At 40.6% G+C, this 15,971-nt stretch carries 16 protein-coding genes; 13 read left to right on the top strand and 3 right to left on the bottom strand.

What is annotated here, in order from left to right; translation table 11 throughout:
• The first annotated feature begins 3 nt into the window (after nt 1-3).
• The 5 genes from NSQ25_RS09195 to NSQ25_RS09175 all read left to right on the top strand — a co-directional run bounded on the left by NSQ25_RS09195 (nt 4) and on the right by NSQ25_RS09175 (nt 4,600).
• Entirely contained in the window at nt 4-780 is a 777-nt protein-coding gene (locus NSQ25_RS09195; protein ID WP_034284000.1) for a MurR/RpiR family transcriptional regulator, read from the top strand.
• A gap of 130 nt (nt 781-910) precedes the next feature.
• Entirely contained in the window at nt 911-1,825 is a 915-nt protein-coding gene (gene pfkB, locus NSQ25_RS09190; RefSeq protein ID WP_326136331.1) for a 1-phosphofructokinase, read from the top strand.
• Nucleotides 1,826-1,838: 13 nt separating this feature from the next.
• Nucleotides 1,839-3,254, top strand: a complete 1,416-nt coding sequence (locus tag NSQ25_RS09185) for a PTS fructose transporter subunit IIBC (protein ID WP_326136333.1) — start codon at nt 1,839-1,841, stop codon at nt 3,252-3,254.
• A 15-nt stretch (nt 3,255-3,269) separates the two neighbouring features.
• A complete protein-coding gene (locus NSQ25_RS09180) occupies nt 3,270-3,728 on the top strand; it encodes a fructose PTS transporter subunit IIA (RefSeq protein ID WP_024427781.1) in 459 nt (152 codons plus the stop codon).
• Between the two features lie 2 nt (nt 3,729-3,730).
• Nucleotides 3,731-4,600 carry a class II fructose-bisphosphate aldolase gene (locus tag NSQ25_RS09175; protein ID WP_065214439.1) on the top strand — a complete coding sequence of 290 codons (870 nt, stop codon included), beginning with the start codon at nt 3,731-3,733 and terminating at the stop codon, nt 4,598-4,600.
• Between the two features lie 38 nt (nt 4,601-4,638).
• Here the strand turns inward: NSQ25_RS09175 and NSQ25_RS09170 are convergent, their stop codons facing one another.
• Complete coding sequence (locus NSQ25_RS09170; RefSeq protein ID WP_041117607.1) at nt 4,639-6,159, bottom strand: MDR family MFS transporter; 1,521 nt, start codon at nt 6,157-6,159, stop codon at nt 4,639-4,641.
• Between the two features lie 170 nt (nt 6,160-6,329).
• Here NSQ25_RS09170 and NSQ25_RS09165 point away from each other — a divergent pair, with 170 nt between their 5' ends.
• The 3 genes from NSQ25_RS09165 (at nt 6,330) to NSQ25_RS09155 (ending at nt 9,083) form a co-directional block, all read left to right on the top strand.
• Complete coding sequence (locus NSQ25_RS09165; protein WP_046312274.1) at nt 6,330-6,749, top strand: MarR family transcriptional regulator; 420 nt, start codon at nt 6,330-6,332, stop codon at nt 6,747-6,749.
• Nucleotides 6,750-7,065: 316 nt separating this feature from the next.
• Complete coding sequence (locus NSQ25_RS09160; protein WP_326136660.1) at nt 7,066-8,796, top strand: T7SS effector LXG polymorphic toxin; 1,731 nt, start codon at nt 7,066-7,068, stop codon at nt 8,794-8,796.
• Between the two features lie 5 nt (nt 8,797-8,801).
• Entirely contained in the window at nt 8,802-9,083 is a 282-nt protein-coding gene (locus NSQ25_RS09155; protein WP_326136335.1) for a hypothetical protein, read from the top strand.
• 407 nt (nt 9,084-9,490) lie between these two features.
• Here the strand turns inward: NSQ25_RS09155 and NSQ25_RS09150 are convergent, their stop codons facing one another.
• The gene (locus tag NSQ25_RS09150) at nt 9,491-9,955 is read right to left on the bottom strand and encodes a phage tail protein (RefSeq protein WP_081124465.1); all 465 of its coding nucleotides are present in this window, start codon (nt 9,953-9,955) and stop codon (nt 9,491-9,493) included.
• 21 nt (nt 9,956-9,976) lie between these two features.
• Nucleotides 9,977-10,456, bottom strand: a complete 480-nt coding sequence (locus NSQ25_RS09145) for a GyrI-like domain-containing protein (protein ID WP_326136336.1) — start codon at nt 10,454-10,456, stop codon at nt 9,977-9,979.
• Nucleotides 10,457-10,564: 108 nt separating this feature from the next.
• Here NSQ25_RS09145 and NSQ25_RS09140 point away from each other — a divergent pair, with 108 nt between their 5' ends.
• The 5 genes from NSQ25_RS09140 (at nt 10,565) to NSQ25_RS09120 (ending at nt 15,967) form a co-directional block, all read left to right on the top strand.
• Nucleotides 10,565-11,527, top strand: a complete 963-nt coding sequence (locus tag NSQ25_RS09140) for an HTH domain-containing protein (RefSeq protein ID WP_326136338.1) — start codon at nt 10,565-10,567, stop codon at nt 11,525-11,527.
• 89 nt (nt 11,528-11,616) lie between these two features.
• On the top strand, nt 11,617-11,769 hold the full coding sequence (locus NSQ25_RS09135) for a hypothetical protein (protein WP_326136339.1): 153 nt from the start codon (nt 11,617-11,619) through the stop codon (nt 11,767-11,769).
• 555 nt (nt 11,770-12,324) lie between these two features.
• The gene (locus NSQ25_RS09130; protein WP_326136661.1) at nt 12,325-14,397 is read left to right on the top strand and encodes a BglG family transcription antiterminator; all 2,073 of its coding nucleotides are present in this window, start codon (nt 12,325-12,327) and stop codon (nt 14,395-14,397) included.
• Between the two features lie 15 nt (nt 14,398-14,412).
• Entirely contained in the window at nt 14,413-14,679 is a 267-nt protein-coding gene (locus NSQ25_RS09125) for a PTS sugar transporter subunit IIB (protein ID WP_211044079.1), read from the top strand.
• A 25-nt stretch (nt 14,680-14,704) separates the two neighbouring features.
• Nucleotides 14,705-15,967 (top strand): PTS ascorbate transporter subunit IIC, encoded by a 1,263-nt coding sequence (locus NSQ25_RS09120; RefSeq protein WP_034283515.1) that lies wholly within the window; start codon nt 14,705-14,707, stop codon nt 15,965-15,967.
• Nucleotides 15,968-15,971 lie beyond the last annotated feature (4 nt).

The following is a 15,971-nucleotide window of genomic DNA, read 5'->3' as shown; positions in this document are numbered from 1 at the left end:
GAATTGAATGAATCATTATTTAACATCCCAAGTGATGTATATCAAACGTTAAGTGAAACAGAACGATATTTACTCAATTATATTCACCAGCATTTAGAGGATATCTCCACCTTATCCATTGTCACTTTAAGCGAAAGAGCCAATGTATCAACGGCCACGATTGTCAGACTGATGAAAAAAATTGGCTATAACGGCTATACATCCTTTAAATATCGATTGAAACAAGAAAAGAAAATGACAGATGCAAGCGACCAGCTCAAAAATATTGATGAAGACATCAAACTAGCAATTAGGAAAAATGAAGAAGAGGTTTTAAAAACGATACAGCTGCAAAGTATTGGACAAATTGAAGATGCCGTTCAAAAAATACATAATGCAGACAAAATTTATATTTTCGGTAGGGGCTTCTCAGAGATGATCGCCAAAGAGATGACCATCAAATTACAGCTCATCGGGAAAACATGTGAAGTACACGACGATCCGAATATCATTCGGCTGAAATCGCGAGACATTGATAAAAGTGAGCTTGCCATCTTTGTTTCATTAAATGGCGAAACAGCTGAGCTTGTTGAAGCGTGTCAAAACCTCAGCATGAAGCAAGTCACAACTATTACGCTTACGACAAGAATAGATTCTACATTAAGCAAAATATCAGATATGACACTAGTCGGATATAAAGGGGAACAATCTTTCTTCCCAGATTATGAAGTCAGATCCCGCCTGTCTCTTCATGTCATTGCCCGCATTTTACTTGATGCTTATGTGATCCGAATGAAATAACCAATAAGAAAGCCTTCGAGACTTTGATCTGGAAGGCTTTTTCTCATGAAAACCTTTACACATTCTGAAAACATTTTCACTGAATCGTATGAGATACTTTCTTTAGAGAAAAGAAAGAAGGTGAAACCAATTGATTTATACCTGCACCTTAAATCCTGCTATTGACCTATATATTGCATTAAAAGAAATGCGGGCAAATGCAGTCAATCGCACAGAAGATGAAGATTATCAGCCGAATGGAAAAGGCGTGAACGTGTCAATTATGCTAAAGAAATATGGCTTCACCAGCACTGCATTAGGATTTATTGCTGGGTTTTCAGGCTCTTATATTGAACAATCTTTAAAGGATCTCTCCATTCAGACCGATTTTATCTCGGTTGAAGGAATCACACGAATTAATGTTTTTATCAATACGACAGAAGAATACAAGCTCGTGAATCAGGGCCCTGCAATTGAAGAAAAAGCGCTTCACGCCTTTCGTGAGAAAATTGCGGCTATCCCGCAGGGAGGCATCCTCATCATGTCAGGCAGTCTGCCAAAAGGCGTTCCTGCCAGCATTTTTTCAGAAGTAGCAGCTATTTGCCATCAACAGAAGGTCAAGTTCATTTTAGACACAAGCTCAGCAGCAGTTCTTGAGACGCTTCAATACAAGCCGTATTTACTAAAACCGAATGAAGAAGAAATTGCTGCTTTTTTCGGCAAAACACATCCTTTGTCAGAAATAGAACTCATTCAATCAGGAGAGAAACTCATTGAGATGGGTGCAGAACAAGTGCTTATTTCCCGAGGCGAGGAAGGAGCTTTATTCATTACGAAGGACGCAGTGTTTAAAGGAAACGCACCAACAGGCACTGTCGTAAACACAGCTTGTTCTGGAGATGCGATGCTCGCAGCTTTTCTTAGTAAACATCTTGAAGGACATTCACCTGAAGAATGCTTACGCTACGGCATTGCAACGGGGGCCTCTACTGCGTTTTCGAAAGGCTTAAGTGATTTACATGATATTGATTCATTGATTGAGCAAGTACACATTCAGAAGATCTAAGGGGGAATAACACATGAGCCGTAAAAAAATTGTCGCTGCAACCGGCTGTCCAACAGGCATTGCACACACATTCATGGCAGCTGAAGCATTAAAAATCGCTGCTGAGCAGCTAGGGGTCGACATTAAAGTCGAAACGCATGGTCAAGTAGGAATTGAAAACGCTTTAACTGATCAAGACATTATGGAAGCAGATGGGGTCATTGTGGCAGCTGACAAAGATGTAAATACAGATCGTTTTCACGGCAAACCACTAATTGAAGTGCCTGTAGCGAAGGGTATCCGCACGCCAAATGAACTGATCCAAGGCATTATCAATGGAGATGCCCCCGTTCATCAAGTGAAAGGAAGAGCTTCTGGAACGGAGAAACCATCTGCTCCTTTATCCTCTCAACAAAAGTCGGCAAATAAATGGATACACACCATCTATAAGCACTTAATGAACGGTGTATCACACATGCTGCCATTTGTTGTTGGAGGCGGTGTTTTAATTGCCCTTTCTTTCTTATTCGGTATCTACTCTGCTGATCCTAAGCACGAAACGTATCATCCGTTTGCTGCCTATTTGAAAAGCATTGGCGGACTCGGCTTTAGTTTAATGGTGCCAATTTTAGCAGCATTTATTGCTGATTCAATCGCAAGACGCCCAGGGATGGTCGTTGGATTTATAGGGGGTCTCCTTGCAAATGATGGAGGTGCTGGTTTCTTAGGCGGTATTATCGCAGGTTTTGCAGCAGGATATATCATTTTATTGCTTCAATTCTTGCTTCAAAAATTACCAGCATCACTTGATGGATTAAAATCGATCTTCATCTATCCTGTCATCGGTATTTTCTTAATCGGGGCTGTCATGACCCCGCTGTTAGTTCCAATCACAGGGCTAAATAATTCCTTAATGGATTTTCTCTCATCTGTACAATCCACAAACCCTCTGCTTTTAGGCTTAATTGTTGGAGCGATGTGTGGATTTGATATGGGAGGACCTTTTAACAAAGCAGCCTATGTCACAGGAACGGCTTTACTTGCAGAAGGTAACCTTTACTTCATGGCAGGTGTGTCAGCAGCATGTATCACACCACCGCTTATCATTGCGATTGCTACAACGATTTTCCGAAAACATTTCACGCCACAAGAACGAAATGCAGGGGCAATCAACTATATTCTGGGGGCGACACATATTACAGAAGGAGCCATCCCATTTGCGGCAAAAAACCCGGTCGTTGTCCTGCCAATTATCATGTTTGGCTCGGCTATCTCTGCTATATTGACGTATCTCTTTGGCGTACAGGTTCCAGCTCCGCATGGCGGGTTCCTTGTCCTCCCAGTTGTCACAGGTGCATTCCAATGGGTGCTTTCCATACTAATCGGCTCACTAGTAGGTGCGATTCTCTACGGACTTTACCGTAAAAAAATAGACAACCCCGCAGTTTAAAACGGAGGAGGAGAAATGATGGAACATATCTATATGAATCTTCACGAAACAGCTTCTTCACAGGCTGGCGTGTTCGCAGCCATTGCTGACATTGCCTACAAAGCAGGTATTTGCACCTCACCAGAGGATGTCAAAAAAGGCTTAGCGGAAAGGGAAGCACTTAGTACAACCGGATTTCAAGATGGATTTGCCATTCCGCATACACAAACAGAAGCCATCACGAAACCAGCACTTGTGATCGTCCGCACGGAAACAGGAATTGAATGGGACGCTTTTGATGGGAAGCCTTGCTTTTTCTTCCTATCCTTACTGATCCCTAAAAGTGAAGCAGGGACGACTCATTTAAAAGCTCTTTCAGCCCTTTCACGAGGCTTAATGGATGAAACGAAACGTCAAAAACTGCTGGAAACAAGAACAAATGAAGACATGCTTGCTGTATTAGAAACGGATATTTTAACTAGAGAGGATGTTTGATCATGCCTTTACTTTCAACAACACCAATGCTTGAGGCTGCGAAAAAAGAAAAATACGGAATTGTGGCATTCAATGTACACTCCTTTGACAGTATCTATTGGGTGCTCGAAACTGCTGCAGAATTAAAGTCACCTGTGATTTTGCAAACAACGGTTGGAACGGTTCAATCTCTTGGAGCAAAAGCGATTGCAGATACAGTGAAGGCGGCGGCTGATCAATATCAAATCCCAATCGGTCTTCACCTGGATCACTGCACAGACTTTGATGTGATTCTCACCTGTATCAGGGCTGGATATACATCCGTTATGATCGATGCATCTATGCACTCATATGAAGAAAATGTACGCCGCACAAAAGAAGTCGTAGATCTTGCCTTAAAAGTCGGTGTAAATGTCGAAGCAGAGCTAGGCAAGGTAGGCGGCGTAGAAGATGATATCGTCGTCGACGAAAAGGATGCTGAAAAAGCCGTTCCATCAGAATGCCGCCAATTTGTAGAAGAAACTGGGGTGCCTACTTTAGCGCCTGCGATTGGTACTGCCCATGGCATTTATAAAGGGGTGCCGGATATTGACTTTGCCCGCATTGAACAAATTGCAGCGCTGGTCGATGTACCACTTGTCCTGCACGGTGGTTCCGCTGTACCAGATGAGGATGTCAAGCGATGCGTTGCACTTGGTATGGCAAAGGTGAATGTCTCAACTGAACTGAAAAATGCGTATTCCGAAGCAATACGTGATCATTTCTCAAACGAACCTGAAAGCTTAGATCCGCGTATGTATTTACAAAAAGCAAAACAAGCAGCGAAAGACATGGTCCAATCGAAAATACGAATCGTTGGCAGTGAGGGCAAAGCCCATCCGTTATATCAATAAGAAAAAAAGCAGAGCTGCTATCGCTCTGCTTTTTCCCTTTATTCGTTTTCCTTCATTTCATTAGATGTGCGTACCCGTGCATTTCCCATAAATACGACCGTAATCGCCGCAAGTGCAATCGGGAATAATGCAAGCAAAAATACGTACGTAATACTTTGTGACATCGCATCGATGACTTTATTTAAAATATCAGGCGGAATTTGTGAGCGGGCACCTTCTTGGAAAATAGCCTGTGGATCGCCTACTTGAGAAGGGGCTCCTTTCATTCCGCTAAAGGCATCAGCTAAACGATTTGTCAGCACATTGGTTTGAATCGTCCCGAAAATCGTTACACCGAGCGTCATTCCAAGTGATCTCATAAATGAATTGGTCGAGTTTGCACTGCCTCGGTAGCGCGGCTCAAGATCATTCATTGAAGCTGACGGCAGAAGGGAGAAGCTGAACCCGACGCCAAATCCTGATATCATCATAAAGAGTGTGAGCCACAGTCTTGCTGTATCTGGTGACATATTGGCAAGCAGCAGCATCCCAGCGAAAAATGAAATGACAGAAATAGTCATAAGACGTCTGAAAGGCACTTTCGTCTGCATCGTTCCGCCAATCATACTGCCAATGACTGATCCAATCATCATCGGTGTTAAAATGAACCCTGCACTTGTCGCAGATTCACCGTACACAGCCTGCACGAAAATAGGAATAAAGACAGCAAGAATAATAAATGTCCCGCCATATAAAAACGCCAAAATTTGAGATGTTGCAAATAATCGATTTTTAAACATCCAAAATGAGATAATCGGCTCCTCAGCCTTACGCTCAACAATAAAGAAGATCGTACCGAACACAAGAAACACAGCAAAAAGTGTGAGGATTTGCACCGAATCCCAAGCATAAGATTTACCGCCAAGCTCAAGCGCAAACATTAAGCTGACAACCGCAACGACAAGTGTAATAGCACCTGACCAGTCGATTTTCTGCTTACGATGTTCAAGCGATTCCTGATAGTATCTGGCGATCAAGAAGACACTGACAATACCAATTGGCACATTAATATAGAAAACCCAATGCCAGCCGATCGAATCCGTAATAATAGCACCTAAAAGCGGTCCGAGTACACTTGATAAACCAAAGACTGCTCCAAACATACCAGACATTTTTCCGCGCTTTTCAGGTGGGAAGATGTCAAAGATAATCGTAAATGCGATTGGAAGAAGTGCACCGCCCCCAAGCCCTTGAATGGCTCGGTAAATAATGAGCTGATCCATCGTTTGCGCGATACCGCACAGCGCTGATCCAATTAAAAAGAAAATAAGTCCAAACAGAAAAAAACGCTTTCGACCATACATATCAGAAAGCTTTCCGTAAATCGGCATTCCCGCCATCACTGCCACCATATAAGAAGCCGTCACCCAAGCAAATTTATCAAAACTGCCTAAATCTGCTACGATGCTTCCCATTGCTGTTGCAACAATGGTATTGTCCATCGCTGCCATAAAAATCCCTAACAGCAAACCGATGACAACAAAGCGAGTGGATGCCTTGCCTTTATCCACATGATTCATTTCATTTACCTCCTGCTTACGTTCTCTCATTATTTTTGCTATGATCAACTTAACCATAAAGTAAGAGAACATTTATCTTGATGATCAAGATAAATTGATTTTAAAGGGAGGAGAACAAGTTGTCAATAAAGAACGAGGCTGAAGACAGAGCAGCCCAGATCATCCATACAATGAGGCGCCTCGCCACACGAACCGTCTTGTTCCACCAAGCGGCCGCTCAATCGCTCGGCCTTTTTCCAACAGATCTCAAATCCGCCGATCTATTAAACGAACTCGGCCCCCTCACAGCGGGGGAATTAAGTGAAAAAACAGGCCTTAGCTCAGGTGCAGTCACAGCTCTCATTGACCGGCTTGAAAAAGCGGGCTACGCCAAAAGAGAAAAAGACCCAAAGGACAAACGAAGAGTCATCATTGTCCCACTAACAGCAGGAAAATCACAAGTGAAAGAACTTTTCCAATCCTTATCAGCATCAACTAAACAGCTTACAAACGAATACAAAGCAGAAGAATTAGATTTAATTATTCAATTTATAACTGAAGCAGCAGATATCATGGAGCAAGAGCTGCAATTGCTGAAGTCTAAATCGTAAAAAGTACACTGATGCGGGTGTGCTTTTTCTAAGTGCATTCCTAATTCATGTAGGGATTGCCTCGACTAGTGACATCTTCCTTACCATGGAAGTGCTCTATAACAATTTTATAATGAAGTAGCTTAAAAAATATTTATTTAAAAGATGTTCTAAATATCGCATCATAATTATTACTGACAAAAGTGGAGCTAAAGTATTCTATTGAAACATTGTTCATTTACATAATAAGTACTGTTTTTTGTATCAATATTCCTATTTAATGACAAACTTTGTATTGGTAAAATTGACCTTGTCAATGAATAGGAAGGAGTGAATTCTGCTGGGGAAGATACTTGATGCAAAAGCACTAACCAGTGCCATGGACACAAGGGCAAAACATTATCAGAAACTTCGCGAACAAATGGTAGATTTAAAAAAGGCATTACAAGGTGTTGCCAACCTCGGTGATGACTTCACTGGAAAAGGTGCCGATAACATTAAAAGTTTCTATAAAGAGCTGGTTGGAAATGTAGACATGTTTATCAGCTTCATTGATAAGCAAAAAGCCTTTCATGAAGGTGTTTCTGGGACACTGGATGATACGAGCTTTGGCGGCGATACCTTTGTAGAAGAACACTTTTTAGACAACGCAGTACATATGGGCATCAAGAATGCCAAAAGCATTGTGAAGGATCAAAAAAAGGCACTCAAAACGATTTTTCAAGACATTGATGACCTCATTTCCCTAGAGGTATTTGATAGCCAAACCTTTGATGAAAAAATAGAAGATGCGGAAGATGAACGAAAAAAGACGGTCAAAGATCTAATAGAGCTTGATCAAAATTTAAAAGATGAATATGCTTTGTCAGAGACGGAGCAGCAAGCTACAATGGCATTGTACGCAGAAATGATGAATGCGACAAATGACGGAAAAGCGATTTCACCTATGAATTTTGATAAGAAAGCGTATCAAAATAGCGACATCTACAAGGCAAAAAGCGATATTGAAAAGCAAACTTCTGAATATCTGAAGATCAAAAAAGAACAAGAAGAAGCCCGCGAGATCGCAAAGGAACAAGAAGCACTCGCCAACCGTTCTTGGTATGAAAAAGTGCTCGATTATGGCGGAAATATTGTCAATGAACTAACGGGTGTGAATGATGCAAAACGTGCCGCAACAGGCGTTGATCCAATCACAGGCGAGGAGCTCACGGCAGGACAGAGAGTCGCGGCAGGCGGTATGGCAGCAGCAGGCTACATCCCAATCGTCGGCTGGGCAGGCCGCATTTTCAAAGGCGGAAAGGCCGTCTATAAAACAACTCAAGCCACATCAGCCGCAGTCAGGGCAGTCGATATCTACAAGACGTCACAAAAGTCTTTTGATGCTCTAAAGACATCCCAAAAAGGTTTATACGGCCTCACCGCCACCAACGGCTTCAGCGAAGCGATCACTGGCCGAGATATGTTTGGAAATAAAATTTCTAAAGAACAGCAGGAAGCGAGCATGAACGCGGCTCTGGGGATGCTTTTGCCGATCGGGTCGAAGAGGTTTCATGGGAAGATGGGGATTAGGGGTATAGATGATGCTTCTTTAACCAACAAAAGTAATTTATATAGAGGGGATAGTTTACTACACTCTCCAACTAGACCAAATGGAATTGGTAAACCTCATATATCAAGTTCAGGTGATTTAGTACCAGCTAGTAAAGAAGGTTTATATAAAGGACGAGAAGTGACTGTTACAGAGCATATACTTGGAGGTTATAGAAAAGGAGCTAAATCTAATAGCCCTTATACTAGTTTTACAAATAACAAAAATGTTATTGGAAATTATGGAGAAAATGCAATTGAACTAAACATATCAGCTTTAAGGAAAGATATACAGTCTGGAAAGCTAAAAGGTGTTGTTATACTTTCTCCAAAACAAATTCAAAAGTTGATTGAAAGAGATGTTACTTGTTCTGATTTTTGGAAGAAAAGAGCGATTAATTGGACTAAAAGGGATAATGAGTATTTGATTAAAGGGGAAGTTCCAAGCCAATATATTAAGGTTTCACCTAAGGAGTGAGAATTGTGAAATTATACTTTCTAAACGAGTTTTTAGGAGATATACGCGATATTAATGTTGATGGTATGTGGGTTAATGGTGAGATTATCCCTTCAAATAATATAGACAAATTTAATGATTTTTTCGCAGCACTTGTTGATGAAGAAGATGATTTTGTAGAAACAAATTTTAATGAAGAATGGTTAGAGGATAACAATTGGTACATTATTGATGATGAAAATAAAAGAAGGGGGATATATATACCTGCAGTTTATCCTGATAGGGAAATTAGCTGGCGGTGGAGATGATTTACAGAATTTATAATGGGCTAATGCTTCAAGGTTTTTGGTGTTTATTGGAATCTGGACTCCTATCCGAGAAAAAACCGACCAAAAGGAGAATGGGGATCTTTTTTCCTGTGTGGGTCATCGTATGATAGAGACAAGCAAAACTAGGCACTCACAGCTTTTATGGTGAGTGTTTTTTTGAATGAGGGATACTTCACATCATTTTCTTTGAATATAGGTCTGAAAAAAGTATAGATGTTAAACAGTGCAATAGCCAAGCCATTTTAACGGCGAACTTCTTCATAAGAAAATAAAGTTGGTACAATAAACAGAAAAACATCCTCTAATAATGCATAGAGAATGCTGCTCTGTTTAGAAGGGGGAAATAATTTTAATTTATTTGTTTCATCAGATTCACAAATTCGAGTTCAATATTCCCCTTTAATTTTAAAAAATGACCCACGAATCGTTCCAGCTAGTTTAGACTTCTGCCTAGCAAATTTAAATTTCCCTTCTAATTCCTTTGGTACTTCCATCCCTTCAGAAAGCTTAAAACCAACAGCACGTTTTTTCGGGTCATCGACTGTATACAGGACGTTAATTGCAAGACCATCTTCATAAAAGACGTAGGTCCATTTGATATTTTCTACTTGAAAACTTGCCGTTTCTAAAGGTTTGGCTGCAAACTCTAGTTCACGTTCTTCTTTTAACACTCGGTTCACATAGTCAAGGGTCTCCTGACTTTCGCTGGCAGGTAATACTGTAAATTCATGCTTATATTTGTTCATAAAGTAACGAGCCTCATTCGCTCGTAAGCCAGCAAGTGCGTCTGCTACAGGTGAAGACTCTAAACCAATCGTAGACACATTTTTAAAATCAACGATATAGGCCATTTCTATCCCTCCATATCCTTCTTATTTTCGTACAACAGGAATCCACATCTCACCAAGTAATAAGCCGTTTCGCTGCCCCATCTCTACCACTGCATTTGGTCCACCAACATAGGCGAAATTCTTTGCTTCAGGCAAGACTTGACCAAATGCAGTGCCAGTAAGCGTTTGATGCAATTCATCAGCGGTTTTAGCTTCCCCTTTAACGATTAGATATTCCCCTTTAGGAAATTGAATCAATCTGTCCGCTTCTGGTAACGATTCCTCTGTCATGACCCCGACATAATGCATCAGCTTGTTATTTACCGCTTCGTTTACGATAAAAATATAGTCATTTGAGGCAATGGCTTTTAAGGTGTCAAGCTTACCTTCTTGTGTGACTGCTTGCCAAAAGTCTGCTTTTTCCTTCGTTATGCCCGCATAGTCTGTGTAATGACTCTTAAGTTCAGTTCCAATACCTAACACGTGAAAGCTGTCTTTTTGTTCTAGTATATAATCTGTCATATTCTACACATCCTTTTGAAAAATTGATCAAATGTTTTTTCTTTTCACTTGATAAATATATAATAGGCTTAAACCATGTCAAAAAATGATACTGTTTAGGGGGACCAGATGAAAAAAGTTGAACGGATTAATACCATCATGCGGTATATTAACAACCGCGCCAACTTTACAATTTCTGAAATCATGAGAGAATTTAATATCTCTCGTTCGACAGCAATTAGAGACATCAGAGAAATTGAAGCTATGGGGATGCCACTTGTCGCAGAAGTCGGAAGGGACGGGGGTTATTTTGTGATGAACAATTCTGTCCTGCCAACTGTTCGTTTTACCGATAATGAGATTAAAGCTCTTTTTATTGCCTTTATGGCCACGAGAAACCAACAACTCCCTTATTTAAAGAGTCGCCAGTCTTTAGCTGAAAAATTACTAGGACTCATCTCAGAAACCCAGCAAGATGACCTTGTTCTTTTAAATCGCCTCTTGCTATTTGAAGGGACCAACCCGAATAATCCTGATCTGCTTGATTTGACAGATCTCCCTCATCCCATGTTAGAAAAATTAATCCAACTGCTTATTTTGGATCGATATTTACTGATTACCATGAGAGAGGAGAACGTGATAAAGTCCTATCCGATTTACCTCTTGAACCTTTATCGTGAAAAAAGCCTGTGGTGGATTGAAGGCTTTGATTTAAAGGAAGAGAAGAAACGGATTTTGCCTGTCGACCATCTCACAGATGTAGAACCATGCTCTACAAATAATCGATTAAGCAGGAAAAAGATTTTAGAAAAACTAAGTAAGCAGGAGGAAGTAATCAACCTTGTCCTTGAACTTGGTCCAAAGGCAATTGCACAGTTCAAAAAATACCATCCTTTCAAAATGTCAATTTCTTATACGAACCCTTACCAAACGACAGCCATTCTAAAGACTTTTATCGATGTTAATCATTCAGAAGAAATAACCGAAATAACAAATTGGTTATTTTTCCTAGGCGATGATATCAAGGTCAGGGAAATGCCTGTAGAAATCTTGGAAGGTTTACAAGAGAGACTCCTCCTATATTGTCCATAATCAATGCTGGTTAGACCTCACAGCGATTCCTATGAATTTTGACAAGAAGGTAGTTAAATAAATACATTTAGATAAAGGGGTTCATTTTATTGAATTCTTATGATGAAGATCTAATAAAGGATTTGGAATTAAAAGACCTACTTAAATATGTCAAAGTACATGAAAATCCAGAAATTTATTTAGATTTAATAGAACAAAAATTTGATTTTGCTGGTTCAAATAAATTGGTTACAAACCAATAAACACCATAGTAAGAGCTCAAATAATGAATCGTTACTTTCTGATGCTCTTCTATTTATAACTGAATTAAAAGAAAAATATTTAGCTAATGACTTACAAGTAATTTACATAGGGGATAACCTTACAGAGTTTGGGTACCAGTTTGAATTAAAACATTCAAAAGAGTTACTAGTCTATTTTTTAGATATCCCACAGCATCACTACTTTATATCATTAGAAGGGGATTGGTGTATCTGTCTTTCATTTGAAAACTATTTGGATTTCGGATTTAGTTTAAACAGCAAATAATTTTGAGCGTCACGTATAGGAAAAATAAAAGATGATAAGAAGTGAAAAAACCTTGAATGGCTTTATACCAATCAAGGTTTTTTGCTTTTATTGCTCCTTAAACACGTAAAAAAGACAAAGGACTCTTTGTATACAAGCCTTATAGTGTGTTTTTCTTATGAAAAGAGCACACAATCGCTGCACAGCACGTGCTGAAGACATTTGGGCTTCTTTGATGCATGTGAGTTGAATTAGACTTATAACCAAAGGGAAGAAGGGAGGAATTCCAACTGTACTTAACCAAAAGGGGCACGACGTTACTATCTATGCTGCTTCATACGACATCTTATCTATCAATAGAAGATTTACAGAATCGAATGAATGTCTCGACTCGAACCGTTTACGCTGAAATCAAACGAATGAACAGCTGGCTGGAAACTCATCAGCTTAGTGGTGTGCAGCGAAAAGTCCAACTGGGCTATTATTTAAATCCTCATGAAAAAGAAGTCATCATTCAAAAAGCTGACACCCTCCTTATTGGTCACGATTATGAACCATGTGTAAAGGAACGAAGGGCCATCTTGCTTTTATCCATTGCATGCAGCGAGCATTGCCTAAGAATTGATGATTTTATGAAGATGACAAAGGTGAGCCGAAATACATTGCTTGAGGATATGAAGCAGCTAAAAGAAGCGCTTTTAAAGCAGGAGATCACGCTCCGCTATCAATCATCCAGCGGCTATGTGATGTCAGGAGACGAAAGGGCCATTCGATTAGCACTCAAACCCTATATACATTTCATTCGCACAATGATAAAAAATGAAAAAACGTTTCCGTCGTTTTGGTTAAAGGGACCTATTTCATCCAAACGGGTACACCATCTCCTCCAGCAGTCAGAACAAGAACTTAAGCTTGAATTTGCGGATGAGATGCTGGATCAGCTCTCTTTGGATCTCTTTTTCTACTTCAAGCGGATGAAGCTGGGGCATGCTGTACACATTTCAAACGAAGAAAAGCGAACATTGCAGGAAACAGAGGAATGCTTGGCTGCTATTCGTTTCATGGCGCAGATTCAAAAAGAGGCCAGTCTCATTGTTCATGATGATGAGATCTATTTTCTTAGCACCCTATGGCTCAGTGCCAAAAAACAAAAACTTCCATCAATTAAAAAACCAGAAGAACATCTCATTCGCACCATCGCCAGGCAAATGATATTGGACTTTCAGCGATATGCTTGTATTTCCTTTCAAGAACCAAAAGCATTGGAGCAAAACTTAACAATGCATTTAATTCCAGCTTATTACAGGCTCATCTATCACATTGGTATCATCAATGAATTGACGGATTCTATAAAAAAGGCACAGCCAGAAGTGTTTGAAATCACTCAAAAAGTTGCTTGTCATTTAGAAAAGGCGGCCTGTTCAAAGTTGAGTGACCATGAAATTGCATATCTCGCCATGCATTTTGGCAGCTGGATGAGAAGAGAAGGAATTTCATCCATTGTCAGGCGTTCTGTATACATTGTCTGCGGAGAAGGAATCGGCACAAGTAACATGCTGAAAACTCAGCTTCTCGAATTAATCGGCTACATTGAAGTACGCGGACTGTTATCAAAGCGTGCATATGAAGAATTAACAGCCGTTGATGCAGATTTCGTTGTGTCCACAACACCTATTTCGTTTAAAGGAAAACCAGTTCATCTCGTTCATCCTATTTTAACTGCCTATGAGAAAAAAACATTACTTCAATACGGGAAAGGCTCAGAAACGAAGATTGAAGAGGGGCATGTAAACGCTTTATTTAACATCATTCAGCAGCATACCATCGTACAAAATAAACAAGCACTGCTTCATGATATTCGGGAGCTGCTTTATCCCACATATGTATCCTATCAGAAAGGGTGGAACCCAGTGTTAAATGATTTATTAACAGAACAAACCATCAAGCTCCACCAAACAGCAGACACATGGCAAGAGGCGATTACAAAAGCGGCGCAGCCTTTACTTGATCAACATGCTATTAAACCAAGTTATGTAGAAGCCATGGTACAGTCTGTTCATCAAAATGGTCCTTATATTGTCATTGCACCACAAGTGGCCATTCCACATGCAAGGCCCGAGGACGGCGTGAACAAATTGAGCATGACACTCATGACATTCAAACAGCCCATTTCGTTTTCAAAGGATGGAAAAAAGCAGGTGCGGCTCGTCATAGTGCTAGCGGCTATTGACAGCATGAGCCACCTGAAAGCACTCAAACAGCTGACCATGCTGTTAAGTGAAGAGAAACGGACGAAACAATTGATTGAAGCAGAAGATTTAGCATCGGTTCAAAAACTAATTGATCAATTTTCACAAGTATAAAGGAGGAGTAAGAAAATGAAAAAAATTCTTGTTGTATGTGGAAACGGGTTAGGAAGCAGCTTTATTGTAGAAATGAATGTCAAAAAAGCATTAGAAGAATTAGGTCTTAAAGCTGAAGTGGATCATACCGATCTCAGTACAAGTAAAAATGAACAAGCAGACCTTTATATCGGAGCAGCTGATATTATCGACCAGCTGAATGACGGCACAAGAAATGTGGTTGGCTTAAACAATTTGTTAGACCAGGAAGCCATTAAAGACGTCCTTCGTCAACATATTTAAGTCATGAAAAAGGGGGATTCACATCATGATAGAACTGATCATGAACGATATATTGGGCACACCTGCCATTCTCATCGGTTTGTTTGCACTAGCCGGTTTACTTTTACAGAAAAAATCAGCTGCAGACACTGTGTCAGGCACCTTGAAAACAACCATGGGTTTCTTAATATTAGGGGCGGGCGCTACAGTCGTCTCTGATTCACTCGGGGTTTTTCGAAAGATGTTTGAAGCAGCCTTTCACATTCAAGGGGTTGTCCCAAATACAGATGCTATGGCAGCCATTGCTCAAAAGGAATTCGGTACACAGACAGCACTTATCATGATTTTTGGTATGCTGGTCAATTTGTTACTTGCAAGATTCACACCCTTTAAATACGTCTTTTTGACTGGTCACCACACGTTGTATATGGCGGCGATGCTCGCCGTCGTTCTCTCGACAGCCGGCATGCACGGGTGGCTGCTCATCTCCACTGGCTCAATGATATTAGGTGCAGCTATGGTCATTGCACCCGCAATCCTTCAGCCGTTTACGAGGAAAGTCACCGGAAGCAATGATCTCGCGCTCGGACACTTCAGTACTTTCGGGTATTTTACTGCGGGAATGATCGGCAAATGGGTTGGATCTCCTGAAAAATCAACGGAAACCATTCAAGTGCCTAAATCACTCGGTTTTCTAAGAGATACATCTGTTGCCATTTCGATTACGATGGCTTTACTGTTCTTTGCAATTGCACCGTTTGCAGGAATTCCTTATATAGAACAAATTAGCGGGGGCACGAACTTCGCTGTCTTCATTCTCATTCAGGCGATTACGTTTGCTGCTGGTGTGTACATTATTTTAGCAGGGGTACGGATGGCCATTGGCGAGATCGTGCCTGCATTTAAAGGGATTGCCGATCGATTCGTGAAGGGGGCAAAGCCGGCACTTGATGCGCCAACCGTTTTTCCATTTGCGCCTAATGCGGTCATTATCGGTTTTTTATGCAGCTTTGCAGGAGGCATCGTATCCATTTTTCTTTTACCTTTGTTTGGTTTAACTGTCATTGTCCCAGGTCTTGTCCCGCATTTTTTTTGCGGTGCTACAGCAGGCGTGTATGGCAATGCAACTGGAGGGGTAAGAGGTGCTGTCGCTGGGGCCTTTGTAAATGGATTGCTTCTTTCCTTTTTACCTGCTTGTTTATTACCTGTGTTAGGAACCCTTGGCTTTGAAGGGACAACGTTTGGAGATACAGACTTTGGTATCATCGGAATCTTGATTGGATTGATCAAGTTTTTATTTCAACTGTAAAAAG

Origin of the sequence: Bacillus sp. FSL R5-0512, assembly GCF_038593295.1 — a bacterium.
Classification (GTDB): Bacteria; Bacillota; Bacilli; order Bacillales; family Bacillaceae; genus Bacillus; species Bacillus safensis.
The sequence above is the reverse complement of the archived record's forward strand: the minus strand, read 5'-3'. Positions and strand labels throughout refer to the sequence as shown.

Coding starts and splice junctions, on each gene's coding strand:
- NSQ25_RS09185 (WP_326136333.1), top strand. CDS start 1,839: ATGAGCCGTAAAAAAATTGTCGCTGCAACCGGCTGTCCAACAGGCATT.
- NSQ25_RS09180 (WP_024427781.1), top strand. CDS start 3,270: ATGATGGAACATATCTATATGAATCTTCACGAAACAGCTTCTTCACAG.
- NSQ25_RS09175 (WP_065214439.1), top strand. CDS start 3,731: ATGCCTTTACTTTCAACAACACCAATGCTTGAGGCTGCGAAAAAAGAA.
- NSQ25_RS09170 (WP_041117607.1), bottom strand. CDS start 6,159: ATGAATCATGTGGATAAAGGCAAGGCATCCACTCGCTTTGTTGTCATC.
- NSQ25_RS09165 (WP_046312274.1), top strand. CDS start 6,330: ATGAGGCGCCTCGCCACACGAACCGTCTTGTTCCACCAAGCGGCCGCT.
- NSQ25_RS09150 (WP_081124465.1), bottom strand. CDS start 9,955: ATGGCCTATATCGTTGATTTTAAAAATGTGTCTACGATTGGTTTAGAG.
- NSQ25_RS09145 (WP_326136336.1), bottom strand. CDS start 10,456: ATGACAGATTATATACTAGAACAAAAAGACAGCTTTCACGTGTTAGGT.
- NSQ25_RS09140 (WP_326136338.1), top strand. CDS start 10,565: ATGAAAAAAGTTGAACGGATTAATACCATCATGCGGTATATTAACAAC.
- NSQ25_RS09125 (WP_211044079.1), top strand. CDS start 14,413: ATGAAAAAAATTCTTGTTGTATGTGGAAACGGGTTAGGAAGCAGCTTT.
- NSQ25_RS09120 (WP_034283515.1), top strand. CDS start 14,705: ATGATAGAACTGATCATGAACGATATATTGGGCACACCTGCCATTCTC.